Below are 17,597 nucleotides of genomic sequence, written 5' to 3'. Positions count from 1 at the left end.
CACCTCCAGAGGACGTAGCGTCACACTTTTTCACCCGTGCCCTACCGTTGTCGTACAGATGTCGTACTGTGCATTTCCTCCTTTGTGCCTAGAAATTGCGACGGCGCTCTGATGATTTGCGACAGCCAGCGGCAGCATCGGTTTCAGAGCTGATCACGCCGGAGCGATCTGGATGCGTTAAAATGCCCAATCACACTCCGATCACGCAATGATGCGAGGATGCGATGGGTTGCGTAAAAACAACCTGTACCTCTTGCAGGCCTTTGGGGGCGATACTAAGACTCAAGTAACACTCTGTCGGGTATGGTGCCGGACAGTACATAACGCAGGCAGGTTCGCATGATTGATCCCAGAGAAACTTATATGAATACCCTCGTGCCCATGGTGGTCGAACAGACCAGCCGTGGCGAGCGGGCCTATGATATCTTTTCCCGCCTGCTGAAAGAGCGGATCATTTTCCTCAACGGTCCTGTACATGATGGCATGTCTTCGCTGATCGTGGCGCAGCTTTTGCATCTTGAGGCAGAGAATCCCTCGAAAGAGATTTCGATGTATATCAACTCCCCCGGCGGCGTTGTGACCTCGGGTCTGTCGATCTATGACACCATGCAGTATATCAAACCCAAGGTTTCAACCTTGGTGATCGGCCAGGCGGCCTCGATGGGTTCCTTGCTGCTGACCGCTGGTGAAAAAGGCATGCGCTTCTCGCTGCCCAATTCCCGCGTTATGGTGCACCAGCCTTCGGGCGGCTTTCAGGGCCAGGCCACCGATATCATGATCCATGCCGAAGAAACCCTGAAGCTGAAGCGTCGGTTGAATGAAATCTACGTCAAGCACACCGGGCAGGAGCTGGACAAGGTTGAAGCGGCGCTGGAACGCGATAACTTTATGGATCCCGAAGAAGCTAAAGCCTTTGGTCTGATCGACGAAATCGTCGAAAATCGCGCCAAGGGTGACGAAGACGTCAGCTGATCCTAGGCTGTAACACGCGTTGTGTGCCCCGGATTTAATCTGGTTCTTCCCCGGTTTTCACGGGGCACATATTTTGACATTGTGGCGGCTGGTAGGCTGTCATAAGCTGGCTAAAAGGCGGAGAGCCCGGAGAAGCCGGCGATCCGAGCGGACTGAAAGGTAGACCATGGCGACGAATTCGAGTGGCGACAGCAAGAACACGCTTTACTGCAGCTTCTGCGGCAAAAGCCAGCATGAGGTGCGCAAACTGATTGCGGGGCCAACCGTGTTCATCTGCGACGAATGCGTCGAACTCTGCATGGATATCATCCGCGAAGAGACTAAGGCATCTGGCCTGAAGGCAACAGATGGTGTGCCCAGCCCAAAAGACATCTGCGAAGTGCTGGATGACTATGTGATTGGTCAGGCCATGGCGAAAAAGGTTTTGTCTGTGGCGGTGCACAACCACTACAAGCGCCTGAACCATGCGCAAAAGGCTGGTAATGACATCGAGCTGGCAAAATCCAACATCCTGCTGATCGGCCCCACCGGTTGCGGCAAGACGCTGCTGGCGCAGACGTTGGCACGTATTCTGGATGTACCCTTTACCATGGCCGATGCCACCACGCTGACCGAGGCCGGTTATGTGGGTGAAGATGTTGAAAACATCATCCTGAAACTGCTGCAGGCGTCGGAGTACAACGTCGAGCGCGCGCAGCGCGGCATCGTCTATATCGACGAAGTTGATAAAATCACCCGCAAGTCTGAAAACCCTTCGATCACCCGCGATGTGTCGGGCGAGGGCGTGCAGCAGGCGCTTCTGAAACTGATGGAAGGCACCGTAGCTTCGGTTCCACCACAGGGCGGGCGCAAACATCCACAGCAGGAATTCCTGCAAGTGGACACCACCAATATCCTGTTCATCTGCGGCGGTGCGTTTGCCGGTCTTGATCGTATCATTGCCGCCCGCGGCAAGGGCTCTGCCATGGGCTTTGGTGCCGATGTGCGTAACAACGATGACCGCGGTGTTGGCGAAATCTTCCAGGATCTCGAGCCCGAAGATCTGCTGAAATTCGGTCTGATCCCGGAATTTGTGGGCCGTCTGCCGGTTCTGGCAACACTCGAAGATCTGGATGAGGACGCGCTTGTCACCATCCTGACCAAGCCGAAGAACGCGCTGGTGAAACAGTATCAGCGCCTGTTCGAGCTGGAAGAGACCGAGTTGGACTTTACCGAAGAAGCCCTGAGCGCCATCGCAAAACGTGCGATCGAACGTAAAACCGGCGCGCGTGGTCTGCGCTCCATTCTTGAGGATCTGCTGCTGGAAACTATGTTTGAGTTGCCCGGTATGGAAAGCGTCACCAAGGTTGTGGTCAATGAAGAGGCTGTGACATCGGATGCGCAGCCGCTGATGATCCATTCGGATGCAGAGAAAGAACCAGCTTCGGCGAGCTAAGGTTTTGAAGTTTTTTCAATTTGATCACGGCGTGGGGAAACCTGCGCCGTTTTCTTTTGCCAATGATCTAAGACAGGAGTGACACAATGATCCGGCGTATTTCATCAGGCGGCGAGTTCGAGGCAAAGGTTGGCTATTGCCGGGCCGTGGTCGCGGGGGGCTTTGTGCATGTGGCGGGGACTGTGGGGCAGGGCGAAGATGTGATAACGCAGTGCCAGTCGGCGCTGGAGACTATTGCCAAAGCGCTGGCCGATGCCGGTGCCAGTTTCGCCGATATTGTGCGGGTGAATTACTACCTGCCGGACCGTCACGAATTTGATGCCTGCTGGCCCATGCTGGCTGAAACCTTTGGCGACAATCCTCCGGCGGCGACGATGATCGAATGCGGCTTGATCGATCCGAAATACCGGATCGAGATTGAAGTGACCGCCCTGGCGCCATAGGTTTAAATCCACCTATTTTAGTCAACTATTGAGTTGCACCCCATACCGGCAGCATCTACGGTGGCAGCAGGCCGGTATGGCCTGCTGCGCGCAGTCCGGTTCGGGCAGGGTGAACATACCATTTCTCCAAGTATTCCGTCCTTTTTGCAAAAGGCAGATCTTGAGGTAACGCGTGCGCTGACAGATGGATCTGCCGCTGTAATAGGACAGACGCAATGCGCGATTTTTCTGACGCAAAAACAATGGCGAAGGTGCTTCGCTCTTCTCTCGCAGAGAATGGGGTTGCTCTGACGCATGCACAATCACTGGAGCTGGTGGCCCGCCAGTTTGATATGCCCGATTGGAATGTGCTTTCAGCACGGATCACTGCAAAGTCACAGCATCCCAATATCAGCCCGGCGATCCCCATCATCCGTAGCTTTGACGCCGCAAAGGCGCAGGAATTCTATGTGGATTATCTGGGGTTTGCTATCGATTGGCAGCACCGGTTTGAGGCGCATCTGCCGCTCTATATGCAGGTCTCTCGGTCAGACTGCCAGTTGCACATCAGCGAACATCACGGCGATGCCACGCCGGGTGGGCGCAGTTTCATTCCGATCTCTGGGATAAAAGCCCTGCACAGGGAGCTGAAAGCCAAGGGCTATGCAAATATAAACCCAGGAATTGAACAGCTGCCCTGGGGGCTGCAAGTGTCGCTGACGGATCCATTTGGCAACCGGCTCACATTTTGTGAACAAAACGCGCAGGCTACCGAAACTTAAGGCAATCACGATAGCTATGCCAAAACCCGCCGGGGGCCAGTCTGGCTGATGCAAGCCACTGGACCTTGGCGGGAAATTGCGTCATATCGGTACTGATATCTTTGGAGGCATCAATGGGAATCCTGAACACCCTTTTGCGCGCTGTGACCTGGTGGAACGGTCAGACGCTGAATACCCAGATTTTCACCGCCCGCAAAGGCATCAAGGTGGGCGAAGACAATCAGGGCAATGTGTTCTATCACACCGCCGATGACAGCCGCCGCTGGGTGATTTTCAACGGCGAGGTTGAGGCTTCACGCGTGGACGCCGACTGGCATGGCTGGCTGCACCGGACCTTTGATGAGTTGCCGAGCAAAAAACCGCTGAAGCACAAGTCTTGGGAAAAGCCACATCAGGAAAACCTGACAGGCACCCAGATGGCCTATGCACCAAGTGGCTCCATTCGCAGTGGTCATGACCCAAAACCGCGCAGCGATTACGAGGCCTGGGTTCCCGAATAAGACCTGCTCAGGATTCGGCCCTATGCGGTCTTTTGAGCAGGATCCGGGGCAGAATTTCAGGCACAGGCTATTTCTGTGGACCGGCGGCCAGCGCTGCTGTTGTTCAAATCTTTCTGACAGTTACATCTAGGCAGTCTTGTCATGTCTCATAATATTACCGAAGTTCTGGCTGGCGGCGTGGTCCTGGCGGCTGCTTTGGGCTTTGCCGTCTACGCAGGTCAGGCCGCAGGTATTTCAACGGGCCGTGCGGGCTATGAGCTTGCCGCCTCGTTTCGCTCACTCGAAGGCGTGGGGGTTGGCACTGATGTCCGTCTCGCTGGTGTGAAAATCGGCACGGTGACAGGGGTTGATCTCAACGCTGAAACCTTTCGGGCAGATACCCAGTTTTCCGTGCTCGAAGGCATTCAGATCCCCGATGACAGCGCCATCATCATCTCTTCTGAGGGGCTGTTGGGCGGAAACTTCGTGGAAGTGATGCCGGGCGGATCCCCATTCAACTTTGAACCCGGTGATGAGGTTCTGGATACCCAGGGGGCAGTCAGTCTGATCTCGCTTCTGGTCAAATTTGTCGCTGGTGGCGGAGACGAGTCGTGAGATTGGCTCAGTGGTCAGGGCGCGCGCGCCTCAGATTGGTTCTGGGTGTTCTCGGGTTGGGCCTAGCAGGTCTGATATCCACGCCGGTGGCAGCGCAAGAACCGGCAGAACGTGGTACCGCAGCAGTGCTGCGCGGCCTCGACAAGGTGAACGGCCACACCATGGATGCCGAGGTTCAGGTCGGCGGTAGTGCTGCGATTTTTGGCGTCATCGTCACCCTGTCGGAATGCCGCTATCCCAAGGACAACCCGACTGGCGATGCCTATGCCTATCTCACGGTACGGAATCCACAGAACGGTGAAGTCTATTTCGAAGGTTGGATGATCGCCTCCAGCCCGGCCCTTTCGGCGCTGGATCACAGCCGCTATGATGTCTGGGTCATGCGCTGCAAAAGCAGCTGAGGCGCGGGGAGGTCCGGTGCGTCAAAATCCGCCTCATACTCCAGTGCCTGTTGCAGGCGGGCCTTATAAGCGGCCCGGCTGATTTCGATAGCCCCCAATGAGGCCAGATGCGGAGTGAGAAACTGCGTGTCACAGAGGCGAAACCCGGCCTGTTTCAGACGATCCATCAAATAGGCCAGCGCCACTTTGGACGCATCGCGCTGATGCGAGAACATGCTTTCGCCAAAAAAAGCCGCGCCCAGAGACACCCCATAGACACCGCCGACCAGAACGCCATCCTGATCACCTTTTTGCCAGACCTCCAGTGAATGGGCGTGGCCCATGGCGTGAAGCTCTTGATAGCGTGCGAAAATTTCGGCGTTAATCCAGGTTTCGTCACGGTCGGCGCAGGCCTCAACCACCTGTGCAAAGGCACGGTTCACGGAAACCTCAAACCGGCCACTGCGGATCACTTTGGCCAAAGAGCGCGAGATATGGAAGTCTTCGATGGGAAAGATGCCACGGCGTTTTGGATCCACCCAGAAGATATCATCATCTTCGCGGTGTTCAGCCATCGGAAAGACACCGACGGAATAGGCATGCAGCAAAAGATCCGGGGTGAGGCTCATCTATCCGCCTGTTTATTCGCCAGGGTCGGGGAATTGGAACAGGCCCATTGAATTGAGGGCCCTAGAAATAGCAGGGCGCGAACCGGTGTCGCGCCCCGCGTGAAGGCTGGATCAGCCCCCGAGGTTCTCTTCGAGCCAGTGTTCCAGCCAGTGAATGCCGTAGTCGCCGGACTGCACGTCGGGCTCTGCCAGCAGGGCGTGAAACAGCGGTACGGTGGTGTCGATACCATCGACAATCAGCTCACCCAATGCGCGGCTGAGACGGGCCAACGCTTCGGGACGGTCGCGGCCATGCACGATCAGCTTGCCGATCAGGCTGTCGTAGTAAGGCGGGATCGAATAGCCATCATAGAGCGCGGAATCCATCCGGACCCCCAGACCCCCCGGCGCGTGAAACGCGGTGATCTTGCCGGGGCAGGGAGAGAAGTTCGGTAGCTTTTCGGCATTGATACGCACCTCAATGGCGTGGCCGTTGATCTGCAGCTCGTCCTGAGTGAACGACAGCGGCAGGCCTTCGGCAACGCGGATCTGTTCGCGCACCAGATCAACGCCAAAGATGGCTTCGGTGACCGGGTGTTCCACCTGCAGGCGGGTGTTCATCTCGATGAAATAGAACTCGCCGTCCTCGTAGAGAAATTCCACGGTGCCAGCACCAGAGTATTTCATTGCCCCAATGGCGTCGGCGCAGATCTTGCCAATGCGTGCGCGCTCTTCCGGGCTGATCGAGGGGCCGGGGGCCTCCTCAAAAACCTTTTGGTGACGGCGCTGCAATGAACAGTCGCGTTCAGCAAGATGCACGCCATTGCCCTTGCCGTCGCCAAAGACCTGCACTTCGATGTGACGTGGCTTCTGGAGGTATTTCTCCATGTAGACTTCGTCATTGCCGAATGCGGCTTTTGCTTCGGAGCGGGCTGTCGAGAAGGCGACATCGATATCAGCCGCCGAGGTGGCGACTTTCATGCCACGCCCGCCGCCACCGGCGGTAGCCTTGATGATGACAGGATAGCCCATGTCGGCCGCGGCTTCGCGGGCAGCTTCCACATCAGGCACGCCGCCTTCAGATCCGGGCACAACCGGGATACCCAGCTTTTGCGCGGTTTCCTTGGCAGTGATCTTGTCCCCCATGGTGCGGATATCAGCCGCCGAGGGACCAATGAAGGTCAGCCCATGGTCTTCGATGATCTGCACGAAATTGGCGTTTTCCGACAGAAAACCATAGCCGGGGTGGATCGCTTGCGCGCCGGTGATCTCGCAGGCCGAGATAATGGCCGGGATCGAAAGATAGCTCTGCGCGCCGGACGGTGGGCCGATACAGACGGATTCATCGGCCATGCGCACATGCATTGCATCGGCATCTGCCGTGGAATGCACCGCAACCGATTTGATGCCCATCTCGCGGCAGGCCCGGATCACGCGCAGCGCGATCTCGCCACGGTTGGCAATCAGGATCTTGTCAAACATGGGCTGCCCTTACTCGATAATGGCAAGCGGGGATCCGAATTCGACGGCGGCGCCATCTTCAACCAGGATGCGCTTGACGGTGCCGGATTTGGGCGCCGGGATGTGGTTCATGGTTTTCATCGCTTCGACAATCAAAAGCGTATCACCTTCGTTGACCTGCTTGCCTACGGCGATGAAGGCAGGTGCGCCGGGTTCGGCCTGCAGATAGACGGTACCAACCATGGGCGAGGTCACAGCGCCGGGGTGGCTGGCGGGATCTTCGGCAGGGGCGGCAGCCGCAGGGGCAGCAGCAGGCGCGGATGCGGCAGCGACTGGAACAGCTGCCTGTACCGGGGCGGCAGCGGCAATAATGGCCTGGCGCGAGACGCGCACGTTCAGGCTGTCGTCTTCGCTATAGTCGCGTTTGACCTCAAGCTCGGTCAGATCATTGTCGCGCAGCAATTCGGCCAGTGCCTTGATGAATGCCACATCCGCTTCGTGAGTTTTGTTTGTCATTGTGTCCTCAGCCGGTTCCGACAGGCCTGCCACAGAGGCTGGCCAGGAAATTAGAGCGCTTATAGGGCAAGCCTTACCACAAGGAAAGCGCTGTCGATCTGGTTCATAAAATGGGCAGTGTTGCCGGGATTCGCAATCTCTGCGGTAAAAATTGCTGCGGGGAAAAGCACCTAAAGCGGCATGCCGGTGAGTTTGGCCACCAGTTCCGGCAGTTTGCGGGCGCCGAATTTTTGCAGCAGATGGGCACGGTGGGTTTCAATCGTACGATAGGACAGATCCAGCTTGAGGCCGATTTCCTTTGCCGACAGCCCTTTGCAGGTCAGGATCGCCACTTCGCGTTCACGCGGCGTGAGGCTGACCATGGGGCGATCTTCCGAGATATCGGCAAAGGACCAGATCCCGGTGGTAAAGGGAGCCTCCGGGCTGATGGAGCGTCCGCGCACGCGGCACCAGAACATCTCTCCGGCGCGCCTGCGCATGATGCGCTCGTCGTTGTACAACCCGGTCTTAGCGCCTTCGTCTTGTTGCAGCAGGGCGCCGATCCGGTGGTAGTCTTCCTGGCTGGGGTAAAGTTCGGCTATCAGCACGTCGGCATAATCAGCGGGCCCACCGCCAAAGGTGGCGGCAAACTGCAGATTGCAGCGCTTGATCACGCGGTTTTCCAAAACGGCGAGGCCAACGGGGGCATGGTCAAAGGCAATATCGCTCATGGCTTCCTTTTAACCGGGTATTTTTGCGGAATTGAAGGGAAACCTGCGTCATGAGAGGTTGTTTGTGACAGTGTGTTTGCCGCAGCGCTTTGTGGAGGAGGCGGGTAGGCACCAGGATTTCTGGAGGAGAACAGGCGATGAATATCGCACAATGGCTGTTTCGGCAGGCAAAGGCAGACGCGCGGCGCCCTGCGTTGTTTTTGGGGCAGGAGCAGATTGCCGACTATGGTGCGTTTCATCAAAGGGCGGCCAGCCTGGCCAGTTGGTTGATCGGCGCGGGCATCGCACCGGGGGACCGGGTGGCCATTTTCATGAAGAATTGCCCGGACTATCTGATCGCTCTTTATGGTATCTGGTATGCCGGGGGCGTGACGGTGCCGATCAATGCAAAACTGCATGGCCGCGAGGCGCTTTATGTCTTGCAAGACTGCGATGCTAAACTGGTTTTCACCTCACCCGGCCTGGATCAGACGCTGGCAGAAGCACAGGTTGAGACCCGCGTGGTAGATCTCGCAGGTGCTGACTACGCCAGTGCGTTACAAACAGCACCGGTTGCAGCCCCGCTGTCGCGCGCGCCGCAGGACCTGGCCTGGCTGTTTTATACCTCGGGCACCACGGGGCGGCCCAAGGGGGTGATGATCACTCATCGCATGCTGATGGCGGTCTCGCTGGCCTATTTCGCCGATGTCGATGCCGCCACGGGTGCGGACCAGATCCTCTATGCCGCGCCGATGAGTCATGGTGCGGGTCTGTATAACATGTTGCATGTGCTGGTGGGCGCGGCGCATGTCTGCCCCGTGTCAGCTGGCTTTGATGCGCCAGAGATCTTTGATCTGGCGGCGCATTTTGGCCGGGTGCAGATGTTTGCGGCCCCCACAATGGTCACCCGGATGACAGCCGAGGCCAAGGCCAGTGGTGCGCCAGGGACCGGGTTGCGCAGCGTGATCTATGCGGGCGGGCCAATGTATCTGGCGGATATTGTCGAGGCCGAAGCGCATTTCGGGCCGATTTTCATCCAGATCTACGGGCAGGGCGAATGCCCGATGGGGATCACAGCGCTGAGCCGCGATGCGGTCAGTGATCGCGCCCGTCCCGACTGGCAGGCGCGGCTGGCCGGGGTGGGCCGCGCCCAAAGCGGTGTCGAGCTGCGCATCGGCAGCTGCGATGGCACGCCGCTGCCCAGCGGTGAGATGGGCGAGATCATGGTGCGGGGCGATGCGGGGATGCCGGGCTATTGGAACAATCCTGAAGCCAGTGCCGAAGCCCTAAAGGACGGCTGGCTGATGACCGGCGATATGGGCGTTCTGGACGCCGCAGGCTATCTCACGCTCAAGGATCGTTCCAAGGATCTGATCATTTCCGGTGGCTCCAACATCTACCCACGCGAGGTCGAAGAGGTGCTGCTGATGCATCCGGATGTGCAGGAGGTCTCGGTCGTGGGCCGCCGTCATGCGGACTGGGGCGAAGAGGTGGTGGCCTTTGTGGTGGGCACGGCGACAGCCGAACAGCTCGACGCGCTCTGTCGCAGTGAGATCGCCCGGTTCAAATGCCCCAAGGCCTATGTTCCTGTCGCGACCCTGCCCAAGAATAACTATGGCAAGGTGCTCAAGACTGAACTGCGCCAGAGCTTGGAGCAGGGCTGAGCCCAGCGGCATAGGACAAGAAAGCAGAGGGCAAGAAAGCAGAGGACAAGAAAAAAGGTCGGCGCCCAGAGTGGGAGCCGACCAGGAAGTTGCATCTGCTAGAAACCAGAGCAACGGGGAGTAAACTGTGGTCTGGCGATCAGATCGCCAGGTATTCGGCGCGCAGCTCGGCGTTTTCCAAAACCTCGGCGGCGGTGCCGTCAAAGACGATGCCACCGGTGTCGAGGATCACGGCGCGATCCGCCAGCTCCAGCGCGCGCACGGCGTTCTGTTCCACCAGAATGGTGGTCATGCCCTGTTCCTTGACGTGCATGAGGGTTTTTTCAATCTCATCCACGATCACGGGTGCCAGACCTTCGTAGGGTTCATCCAGCAGCAACACCTTGATGTCGCGGGCCAGGGCACGCGCAATGGCCAGCATCTGCTGCTCGCCACCGGAGAGGGTCACGCCTTCTTGTTTGCGACGTTCGCCCAGGCGGGGGAAAAGATCATAGATACGATCAAGCGACCAGCCAATGGGCGGCGCAATCTGGGCCAGTTGCAGGTTTTCCTCGACCGTGAGGCCCGCGATGATGCGGCGATCTTCGGGCACCAGCCCCAGACCTGCGGCGGCGGCCTCGTGGCTTTCCATCAGGTGCAGGGGCTGGTGATCCAGCCAGATTTCGCCCTGTGTGACCTGTGGGTCGCCAATGCGCGCGATGGAGCGCAGGGTCGAGGTCTTGCCCGCGCCATTGCGGCCCAGCAACGCCAGGATCTCACCTTCGTGCACATTGAAATTGATGCCCTGCACGATATAGCTTTCGCCGTAATAGGCATGCATGTCCCAGACCGAAAGAAAGGCCGGGGCCGTGGTCGCCTGGTTGGCGTTTTTGGAAAAGTCGGGTTTGACGTTCATCTGTCTTGTCCTTTCGTACTCAGCCCATCCCAGGGGCGGTGGCCGCCCACCGGGATGAGGAAAGCCTGTTCTGTCTTACGCCGACTCGCCCAGATAGGCTTCGCGCACTTTGGGGTTGCCACGGATGTTTTGTGGTTCGTCCTCGACCAGGGGTGTGCCCTGGGCCAGAACGGTGATCCGATCCGCCAATGAGAACACCACATGCATGTCATGCTCTATGATGGCGATGGTGATGTCGCGCTGCTCCTTGATCTCTTTCAGCAGATCAATGGTGTTGTTGGTATCGGCCCGCGCCATACCGGCAGTGGGCTCATCCAACAGCAGCAGACGCGGTTCCTGAGACAGGCACATGCCGATCTCAAGGCGGCGTTTATCCCCGCGCGACATGGCGGCGGCATGCATATGCCGCTTGTCTGCCATGTTCATCTCTTCCAGCATCTTTTCGGCTGTTTCCAGCACGTCCTTCTGGCCCAGCACCGACGAGATCGCATTCAGGGAAAAGGCCCCGTCACGCTTGGCAAAGCAGGGGATCATCATGTTTTCCAGAACCGTGAGATCGCCAAAGATCTCAGGGGTTTGGAAGACGCGGCTGATGCCCATCTGATTAATCTCGAAAGGTTTGCGCCCCAGCACCGATTGCCCGTCAAACATCACCGATCCGGTATCGGGGATCAGCTTGCCGACCAGACAGTTCAGCAGGGTGGATTTGCCCGCGCCATTGGGTCCGATAATGGCGTGGACGGTGTTTTCCTTGACGCTGAGATTAACATCTCCCAGCGCCTGTAGACCACCAAAGCGTTTGCCTACGTTTTTGACTTCAAGAATACCCATCAATCCGTCTCCTTATTCCGCAGGGGTTTTAGTGGCAGGGGTGGCGTCGTCTTTGTTTTTACGACCTTTCACCCATTTGGCGATACGCTGCCCGCCTTCGACCAGACCACCGGGGAGGAAGACCACCACCAGCATGAACAGGATACCCAGTGTCAGGTGCCAGCCCTTGCCGATGAAGGGGTGAATAACGAAGACAACAAAGTTTTCCAGCCCATCCGGCATGAAGCTGAACCAGCCATGCAGCACGTTGTCGTTGATCTTGGAGAAGATGTTTTCAAAGTATTTGATGAAGCCTGCGCCCAGAACGGGTCCGATCAAAGTGCCGGCACCGCCAAGGATGGTCATCAAAACAACTTCGCCGGAGGCGGTCCACTGCATGCGCTCGGCACCTGCAAGGGGATCCATCGAAGCCATCAGGCCACCGGCCAGACCCGCATACATGCCTGAGATCACAAAGGCTGCAAGGGTGTAGGGTTTGGTGTTGAGGCCGGTGTAGTTCATCCGCTGCTGGTTCGATTTCACTGCCCGCAGCATCATGCCGAAAGGCGAGCGGAAGATGCGGATCGACAGATAGAAAGCCGCCAGCAGGATGAATGCAGCGAGATAGTAGCCCGCGTTGAACTGGAAAGCCCAGGGGCCAACAACCATCTCAAAGGTCGAGCGCATCTCGAGACCAAACAGGCTGGTCACCGGGATAGATCCATCGGCGGTGGCCGAGACACCCAGGATCCGGGGATCATCAAGTGTCAGCTGCAGACCGGTTTCCCCATTGGTGATGGGGGTCAGCACCGAATAGGCCAGATTGAACGACATCTGTGCAAAGGCCAGCGTCAGGATCGAAAAGTAGATGCCAGAGCGGCGCAAACTTACAAACCCGATGAGCAGGGCAAACAGGCCCGAAATCACCACCGCCAGCAAGATGGCAGGAATGACGTTCATGCTCAGCAGTTTGAACATCCAGACCGCCGAGTAGGAACCGACACCCAGGAAGGCCGCATGACCAAAGGAGAGGTAGCCGGTAAGGCCAAAGAGAATGTTGAAACCAATGGCAAAGATGCCAAAGATCACAAAACGTTGCATCAGATCCGGGTAACCCGCGTTGAACTGCGCCATGGCGCTGTCAGTGGGGAACGGGTTCAGGATGAAGGGGGCGCAAAGCGTCAGTACAGCGACGACAAGCAGCATCCGAGTATCTTTATTATCTAGTCCGAACATGTGCTTATTCCTCCATCACACCTTTGCGGCCCATCAGACCCCGCGGACGGGTGAGCAAGATTATGATCGCGACCACATAGATGATGATCTGGTCGATGCCTGGGATGATCGATTTGATTTCGTTCATCGAGGCAAAGCTTTCGAGAATACCCAACAGGAAACCCGCAAGAACAGCGCCGGGCAGTGAGCCCATGCCGCCAACAACCACAACCACAAAGCTCAGGACTAGAAAGTCCATGCCCATATGGTAGTTGGGCGAATTGATTGGGGTGTACATCACGCCAGCAAGCCCAGCGACAGCGGCGGCAATACCAAACATGATCGTAAAGCGGCGGTCGATATTGATCCCCAGAAGGCCCACGGTTTCACGATCTGCCATGCCTGCGCGCACAACCATCCCGAAGGTGGTAAATTGCAGGAAGGAGAAGATGGCGCCGATGATCACAACAGAGAAGAAGAAGTAGACGATCCGCCAGACCGGATAGACGATATCCATGCCTAAGAGCGCTCCGACATTGGCGACACCGCTCAGCGCTTCGGGCGAGGGGGTCTGGATCGGGTTGGCACCGTAGAAATACTTGATCACTTCCTGCAAAACGATGGCCAGACCAAAGGTCACCAGGATCTGATCCGCATGTTCGCGCTTGTAAAAGTGCTTGATCAGTCCGCGCTCCATCACATAGCCAACGCAGACCATGATCGGAATGGCAAAGAGGATCGCGATGGGCACCGCCCAGTCGATTATGGCGCCACCCATTTCCGGGCCGAACCAACTTTCCACATAGGGTGTCTTAACCTTCAGCGGATTGCCGAGAAAATCCTTCTGGCTTTCGTCGACGACCTCATAGCTGAGGCTCAATAGCCGCTGTACGGTGACGGCGCAGAAGGCACCGATCATGAACAGGGCGCCATGCGCAAAGTTCACCACGCCCAGCGTGCCAAAAATGAGTGTCAGGCCTAGCGCGATCAGCGCATAGGCAGAGCCTTTGTCCAGCCCGTTTAAAATTTGCAATAGGATTGCGTCCATAGTCCCCACCCTTGGGTTCTTCAATGTGGAAGTGGTGGATTCCGACGCTTCGGGGTCTGATGCCCCGTTACGCACGTCACGTGCTAAGCCGTCGAAATAAAGATTAAGTGCCGGGCGCTATATGCGCCCGGCGTTGGCTGACCTGAGTATCAGGCGCCAGAGTTACAGCTGCCCAATGCGCCACCGGCAAACATCGGGTGATCCGCAGGATAGGTAACCTGCGCCGCTGGGGTAACTTCGACCACTTCGAGCAAATCGAACTCGGAAGTTGGGTTTTCTTTACCGCGCACAACAAGAACATCCTTGAAGCACTGGTGGTCTTCGCCACGGTACAGTGTCTTACCGTTGCCCAGACCGTCGAACTCATAATCTTCCAGAGCTTCAACGACGGCACATGGGTTGAACGAACCCGCGCGCTGAACTGCATCTGCATAGAGCAGGGTCTGGCAGTAAACGGTGTGTGCTGCCTGGCTGGGTGGGAAGCCGTATTTGGTGCCGAAGGAGCGTACAAAGGCTTGCGAGCCTTCGTCCTGCAGCGACCAGTGCCAGTTGGTAGAGCCATGGATGCCTTTAACGTTGGCACCGGCACCTTTGGCCATCAGGCGGGAATAGAGCGGAACAACGATTTCGAAGTTCTTGCCATTCACAACCTTTTCACGCAGGCCGAACTGAACCGCGTTGGTCAGCGAGTTCACCATGTTGCCGCCGTAGTGGTTCAGAACCAGCACGTCTGCACCGGAGTTCAGAACGGGAGCGATATAGGACGAGAAGTCAGTGGCAGCCAGCGGCGTGCGCACTTTGTTCACGGTGTTCCAGCCCAGGGCTTCGGTGGCGGCCGCGATCGACTCTTCCTGGGTCCAGCCCCAAGTGTAGTCGGCGGTCAGGTGATAGGCGTTACGATCGGTGCCATAGAGGTTCTTGAGGACTGGCGCCAAGGCGGCGCCCGACATGTAACCGTTAAAGAAGTGACGGAAGCCATTGGCTTTCTTGTCTTTACCGGTGGTGTCGTTGGAGTGTGTCAGACCTGCCATGAAGATGACGCCGGCTTCCTGGCACAGGCCCTGAACCGCGATGGCCACGCCAGAGGACGAGCCACCAGTGATCATGACAGCGCCGTCTTTTTCGATCATCGACTTGGCTGATGCACGGGCGGCATCAGATTTGGTCTGGGTGTCGCCGGTTACGAATTCGACTTTCTTGCCCAGGATACCGTTGCCCTGCAACTCTTTGGACGAGAAGGTGTTCATCATGCCGCCGTCGCCGCCACCGTTCAGGTGCTCAACGGCCAGCTGATAGGCACGCAGTTCGTCGGCGCCCTCATCGGCGTAGGGGCCGGTCTGTGGAACGTTGAAGCCCAGAGTAACCGAGCTGCCGGTTGGGTCGTTGGTGAACGCGGCTGCAGAAGACGCGGTGAAAATTGTTGGAAGCGCAAGGCCAGTGCCTGCGAGAGCACCTGACTTCAGGACCCCGCGACGCGAGAATGCTGACTTGGACATTTATTCCTCCCTTATGTGTAAAACGCCGGGCAGCTCCTCACTTCTGCGCAGCGTCTGCACGATTTGTGCAAAATCAGTATGTGAGGGAGTTGTAAAATTGCGCAATAAAACCCTTGAAATGATCATCTATTCTGTAAACAACTGAACAGTATTCACTGGTATTCTGTAAAGTTTTTTATGTTGCAGTGCAGAAAGCCGTTGAAAAGCCGAAGTTTTGACAGGGAGGCAACCCATGGGGCGTGACACGCTGACAGGCAGTCGTATTCGCGAACGCAGATTGATCCTGGGTATCCGTCAGGCTGAACTGGCGCGCAAGGCGGGAATTTCGGCCTCCTACCTCAATCTGATCGAACACAACCGCCGAAGAATCGGTGGTAAACTTCTGGTGGATCTGGCCCAGGTCCTCGGGGTGGAGCCTTCGATGCTGACCGAAGGCGCCGAGGCGGCTCTGATTGCCTCATTGCGCGAGGCCGCGGCTGACAGTGGCCTGCCGGTGGCAGAGCTGGACCGCACGGATGAGTTTGCCGGACGTTTTCCTGGCTGGGCCGAAGTTCTGGCAACAAACCATCAGCGCATTGCCCGGCTGGAACGCACGGTTGAGACACTGTCGGACCGGCTGACCCATGACCCGCATTTGGCGGCCTCATTGCATGAGGTGCTGTCAACAGCAGCTGCCATCCGATCCACGGCGTCGATCTTGGCTGAAACCGGCGAGCTGGAGCCGGAATGGCGGGATCGCTTCCACAAGAACCTCAATGAAGATTCCCTGCGATTGGCAGAAGGCAGCCGGGCGCTGGTGAGCTTTCTCGATGAAAGTGACAGCAGCGCCGAACGGCGCGGGGTGCCACAGGAAGAGGCCGAAGAGTTCTTTCTGGCCAATGGCTATCATTTTGCCGATCTGGAAACCGGACAGGCGACGCCAAAATCTCTGGTGGCGTCTGCACCACAGCTGATCAGTGATGCCTCGCGCATGATTGCTCGTAGTGCCCTGGAGCAATACCAGGGGGATGCCGCGCTAATGCCGCTGGCGGCGTTGCAGGAGGTGATCACCAGCGAAGGGATCGATCCCGCGCGTCTTGCCACGCATTTTGCCGCCCCTCTGCCTGTGGTGTTGCGCCGCCTTGGGGTTCTGCCCGCAGATATTCTGGGCCAGGACGCTGGGCTGGTGATCTGTGATGCCTCGGGCTCTGTTCTGTTTCGCAAGCCTGTCACCGGGTTTGCATTGCCACGATTTGGCGCCTCCTGTCCGCTTTGGCCGATCTACACTGCGCTGTTGCGTCCCGGTGTGCCGCTGCATCGCAGTGTTGTACAGCAGGGGCGCAGTGCCTTGGGGTTTGACTGTCTGGCGGTGGCCTGGGACCATGAACCACCAGCCTTTGACCGCGACCCGCTTTATCATGCGGTGATGCTGATCCTGCCGCGTCGGGAGGTGCCGGAGGACGCCCAGCCGGTTGGTGCCAGTTGCCGGATTTGCCCGCGCAGGGCTTGCCCGGCGCGTCGGGAGCCTTCGATCCTGAAAGAGGAATTCTGACAGGAGTAGGATAAAGATTTTGTGACAGGGTGAGCGACTGGGGTTTTGACAGGGGCAGGTGCCGGGGGCTACTCTGGTGCGGGATGAGAACGCGGTCTTGGTTGGATCAGCCCGTCTGGGCCGCGCTGGGAGGAATATCTGCCAATGAGCAGACATGTAGTGTTGATCGAAGATGAACCCAATATTGCCGAAGCTATTCGATTTCTTTTAACCCGCGACGGGTGGAGCGTGGATACCCATGGGGATGGGAGTGATGCGGTCGATGTGATTCGCGCGGCCCGTCCGGATCTGGTGATTCTGGATCTGATGTTACCGGGCAAAAGCGGTCTTGAAGTGATTCAAGAGCTGCGCGCCGTTGCCGACATGCGGGTTTTACCGGTTCTGATGCTGACGGCCCGTGGCCAGCTCAAGGATCGTGAGATGGCAGAACGGGCCGGGGTGACCCGGTTCATGACCAAGCCGTTTTCAAACGCCGAAGTCCTGTCGGCTGTGCGTGACCTACATGCGCAGGCGGCGCAGGATGTAAAGGACACGCAGAAAACAGCCTCCGGTCAGGCCTTGCCATGAAGAAAGCTGCTA

Annotated in this window: 19 protein-coding genes; 10 read left to right on the top strand and 9 right to left on the bottom strand. The window is 57.7% G+C overall.

Annotation, left to right across the window (positions count from 1 at the left end; all coding sequences use genetic code 11):
- The first annotated feature begins 339 nt into the window (after positions 1-339).
- The 7 genes from PH5382_RS00490 to PH5382_RS00460 all read left to right on the top strand — a co-directional run bounded on the left by PH5382_RS00490 (position 340) and on the right by PH5382_RS00460 (position 5,106).
- Positions 340-972, top strand: a complete 633-nt coding sequence (locus PH5382_RS00490; RefSeq protein ID WP_058332393.1) for an ATP-dependent Clp protease proteolytic subunit — start codon at positions 340-342, stop codon at positions 970-972.
- Positions 973-1,138: 166 nt separating this feature from the next.
- Positions 1,139-2,407 (top strand): ATP-dependent Clp protease ATP-binding subunit ClpX, encoded by a 1,269-nt coding sequence (clpX, locus tag PH5382_RS00485; RefSeq protein ID WP_058332392.1) that lies wholly within the window; start codon positions 1,139-1,141, stop codon positions 2,405-2,407.
- An 86-nt stretch (positions 2,408-2,493) separates the two neighbouring features.
- Positions 2,494-2,850, top strand: coding sequence for a RidA family protein (locus PH5382_RS00480; RefSeq protein ID WP_058332391.1), 357 nt, complete (start codon positions 2,494-2,496; stop codon positions 2,848-2,850).
- A gap of 215 nt (positions 2,851-3,065) precedes the next feature.
- Positions 3,066-3,611 (top strand): glyoxalase superfamily protein, encoded by a 546-nt coding sequence (locus PH5382_RS00475; protein ID WP_058332390.1) that lies wholly within the window; start codon positions 3,066-3,068, stop codon positions 3,609-3,611.
- Positions 3,612-3,724: 113 nt separating this feature from the next.
- On the top strand, positions 3,725-4,111 hold the full coding sequence (locus PH5382_RS00470) for an NADH:ubiquinone oxidoreductase subunit NDUFA12 (protein ID WP_058332389.1): 387 nt from the start codon (positions 3,725-3,727) through the stop codon (positions 4,109-4,111).
- 141 nt (positions 4,112-4,252) lie between these two features.
- Positions 4,253-4,705 carry an outer membrane lipid asymmetry maintenance protein MlaD gene (gene mlaD / locus PH5382_RS00465; protein ID WP_058332388.1) on the top strand — a complete coding sequence of 151 codons (453 nt, stop codon included), beginning with the start codon at positions 4,253-4,255 and terminating at the stop codon, positions 4,703-4,705.
- A gap of 71 nt (positions 4,706-4,776) precedes the next feature.
- The gene (locus PH5382_RS00460) at positions 4,777-5,106 is read left to right on the top strand and encodes a DUF2155 domain-containing protein (protein WP_231751770.1); all 330 of its coding nucleotides are present in this window, start codon (positions 4,777-4,779) and stop codon (positions 5,104-5,106) included.
- On the opposite strand, the gene aat is transcribed toward PH5382_RS00460, so the two are convergent.
- The 4 genes from aat to PH5382_RS00440 form a co-directional block, all read right to left on the bottom strand.
- On the bottom strand, positions 5,070-5,714 hold the full coding sequence (gene aat, locus PH5382_RS00455) for a leucyl/phenylalanyl-tRNA--protein transferase (protein WP_058332386.1): 645 nt from the start codon (positions 5,712-5,714) through the stop codon (positions 5,070-5,072). The genes PH5382_RS00460 and aat overlap by 37 nt on opposite strands.
- Positions 5,715-5,825: 111 nt before the next feature.
- Entirely contained in the window at positions 5,826-7,175 is a 1,350-nt protein-coding gene (gene accC / locus PH5382_RS00450; RefSeq protein ID WP_058332385.1) for an acetyl-CoA carboxylase biotin carboxylase subunit, read from the bottom strand.
- Between the two features lie 9 nt (positions 7,176-7,184).
- Positions 7,185-7,670, bottom strand: a complete 486-nt coding sequence (gene accB / locus PH5382_RS00445; protein WP_058332384.1) for an acetyl-CoA carboxylase biotin carboxyl carrier protein — start codon at positions 7,668-7,670, stop codon at positions 7,185-7,187.
- A gap of 170 nt (positions 7,671-7,840) precedes the next feature.
- Positions 7,841-8,380 carry a LuxR C-terminal-related transcriptional regulator gene (locus PH5382_RS00440; RefSeq protein WP_058332383.1) on the bottom strand — a complete coding sequence of 180 codons (540 nt, stop codon included), beginning with the start codon at positions 8,378-8,380 and terminating at the stop codon, positions 7,841-7,843.
- Between the two features lie 137 nt (positions 8,381-8,517).
- Between PH5382_RS00440 and PH5382_RS00435 the strand changes: the two genes are divergently transcribed.
- The gene (locus PH5382_RS00435) at positions 8,518-10,023 is read left to right on the top strand and encodes a class I adenylate-forming enzyme family protein (protein WP_058332382.1); all 1,506 of its coding nucleotides are present in this window, start codon (positions 8,518-8,520) and stop codon (positions 10,021-10,023) included.
- 139 nt (positions 10,024-10,162) lie between these two features.
- Here PH5382_RS00435 and PH5382_RS00430 read toward each other — a convergent pair whose 3' ends face one another.
- From PH5382_RS00430 to PH5382_RS00410, 5 genes are all read right to left on the bottom strand, one after another.
- Positions 10,163-10,918: an ABC transporter ATP-binding protein gene (locus PH5382_RS00430; RefSeq protein ID WP_058332381.1), complete on the bottom strand. Its 756-nt coding sequence runs from the start codon at positions 10,916-10,918 to the stop codon at positions 10,163-10,165.
- 75 nt (positions 10,919-10,993) lie between these two features.
- Positions 10,994-11,749 (bottom strand): ABC transporter ATP-binding protein, encoded by a 756-nt coding sequence (locus PH5382_RS00425; RefSeq protein ID WP_058332380.1) that lies wholly within the window; start codon positions 11,747-11,749, stop codon positions 10,994-10,996.
- 12 nt (positions 11,750-11,761) lie between these two features.
- Entirely contained in the window at positions 11,762-12,964 is a 1,203-nt protein-coding gene (locus PH5382_RS00420; RefSeq protein WP_058332379.1) for a branched-chain amino acid ABC transporter permease, read from the bottom strand.
- 4 nt (positions 12,965-12,968) lie between these two features.
- A complete protein-coding gene (locus PH5382_RS00415) occupies positions 12,969-13,991 on the bottom strand; it encodes a branched-chain amino acid ABC transporter permease (protein WP_058332378.1) in 1,023 nt (340 codons plus the stop codon).
- A 149-nt stretch (positions 13,992-14,140) separates the two neighbouring features.
- A complete protein-coding gene (locus PH5382_RS00410; protein ID WP_058332377.1) occupies positions 14,141-15,487 on the bottom strand; it encodes a substrate-binding protein in 1,347 nt (448 codons plus the stop codon).
- 232 nt (positions 15,488-15,719) lie between these two features.
- Between PH5382_RS00410 and PH5382_RS00405 the strand changes: the two genes are divergently transcribed.
- Both PH5382_RS00405 and PH5382_RS00400 read left to right on the top strand, forming a co-directional pair.
- Complete coding sequence (locus tag PH5382_RS00405; RefSeq protein WP_058332376.1) at positions 15,720-17,018, top strand: helix-turn-helix transcriptional regulator; 1,299 nt, start codon at positions 15,720-15,722, stop codon at positions 17,016-17,018.
- Between the two features lie 144 nt (positions 17,019-17,162).
- Positions 17,163-17,585 (top strand): response regulator transcription factor, encoded by a 423-nt coding sequence (locus PH5382_RS00400; RefSeq protein ID WP_058332375.1) that lies wholly within the window; start codon positions 17,163-17,165, stop codon positions 17,583-17,585.
- The last annotated feature ends 12 nt before the right edge of the window (positions 17,586-17,597 follow it).

Source organism: Phaeobacter sp. CECT 5382 (assembly GCF_001457775.1).
Lineage (GTDB): Bacteria > Pseudomonadota > Alphaproteobacteria > Rhodobacterales > Rhodobacteraceae > Pseudophaeobacter.
This window is presented reverse-complemented; position numbering and strand designations above follow the sequence as displayed.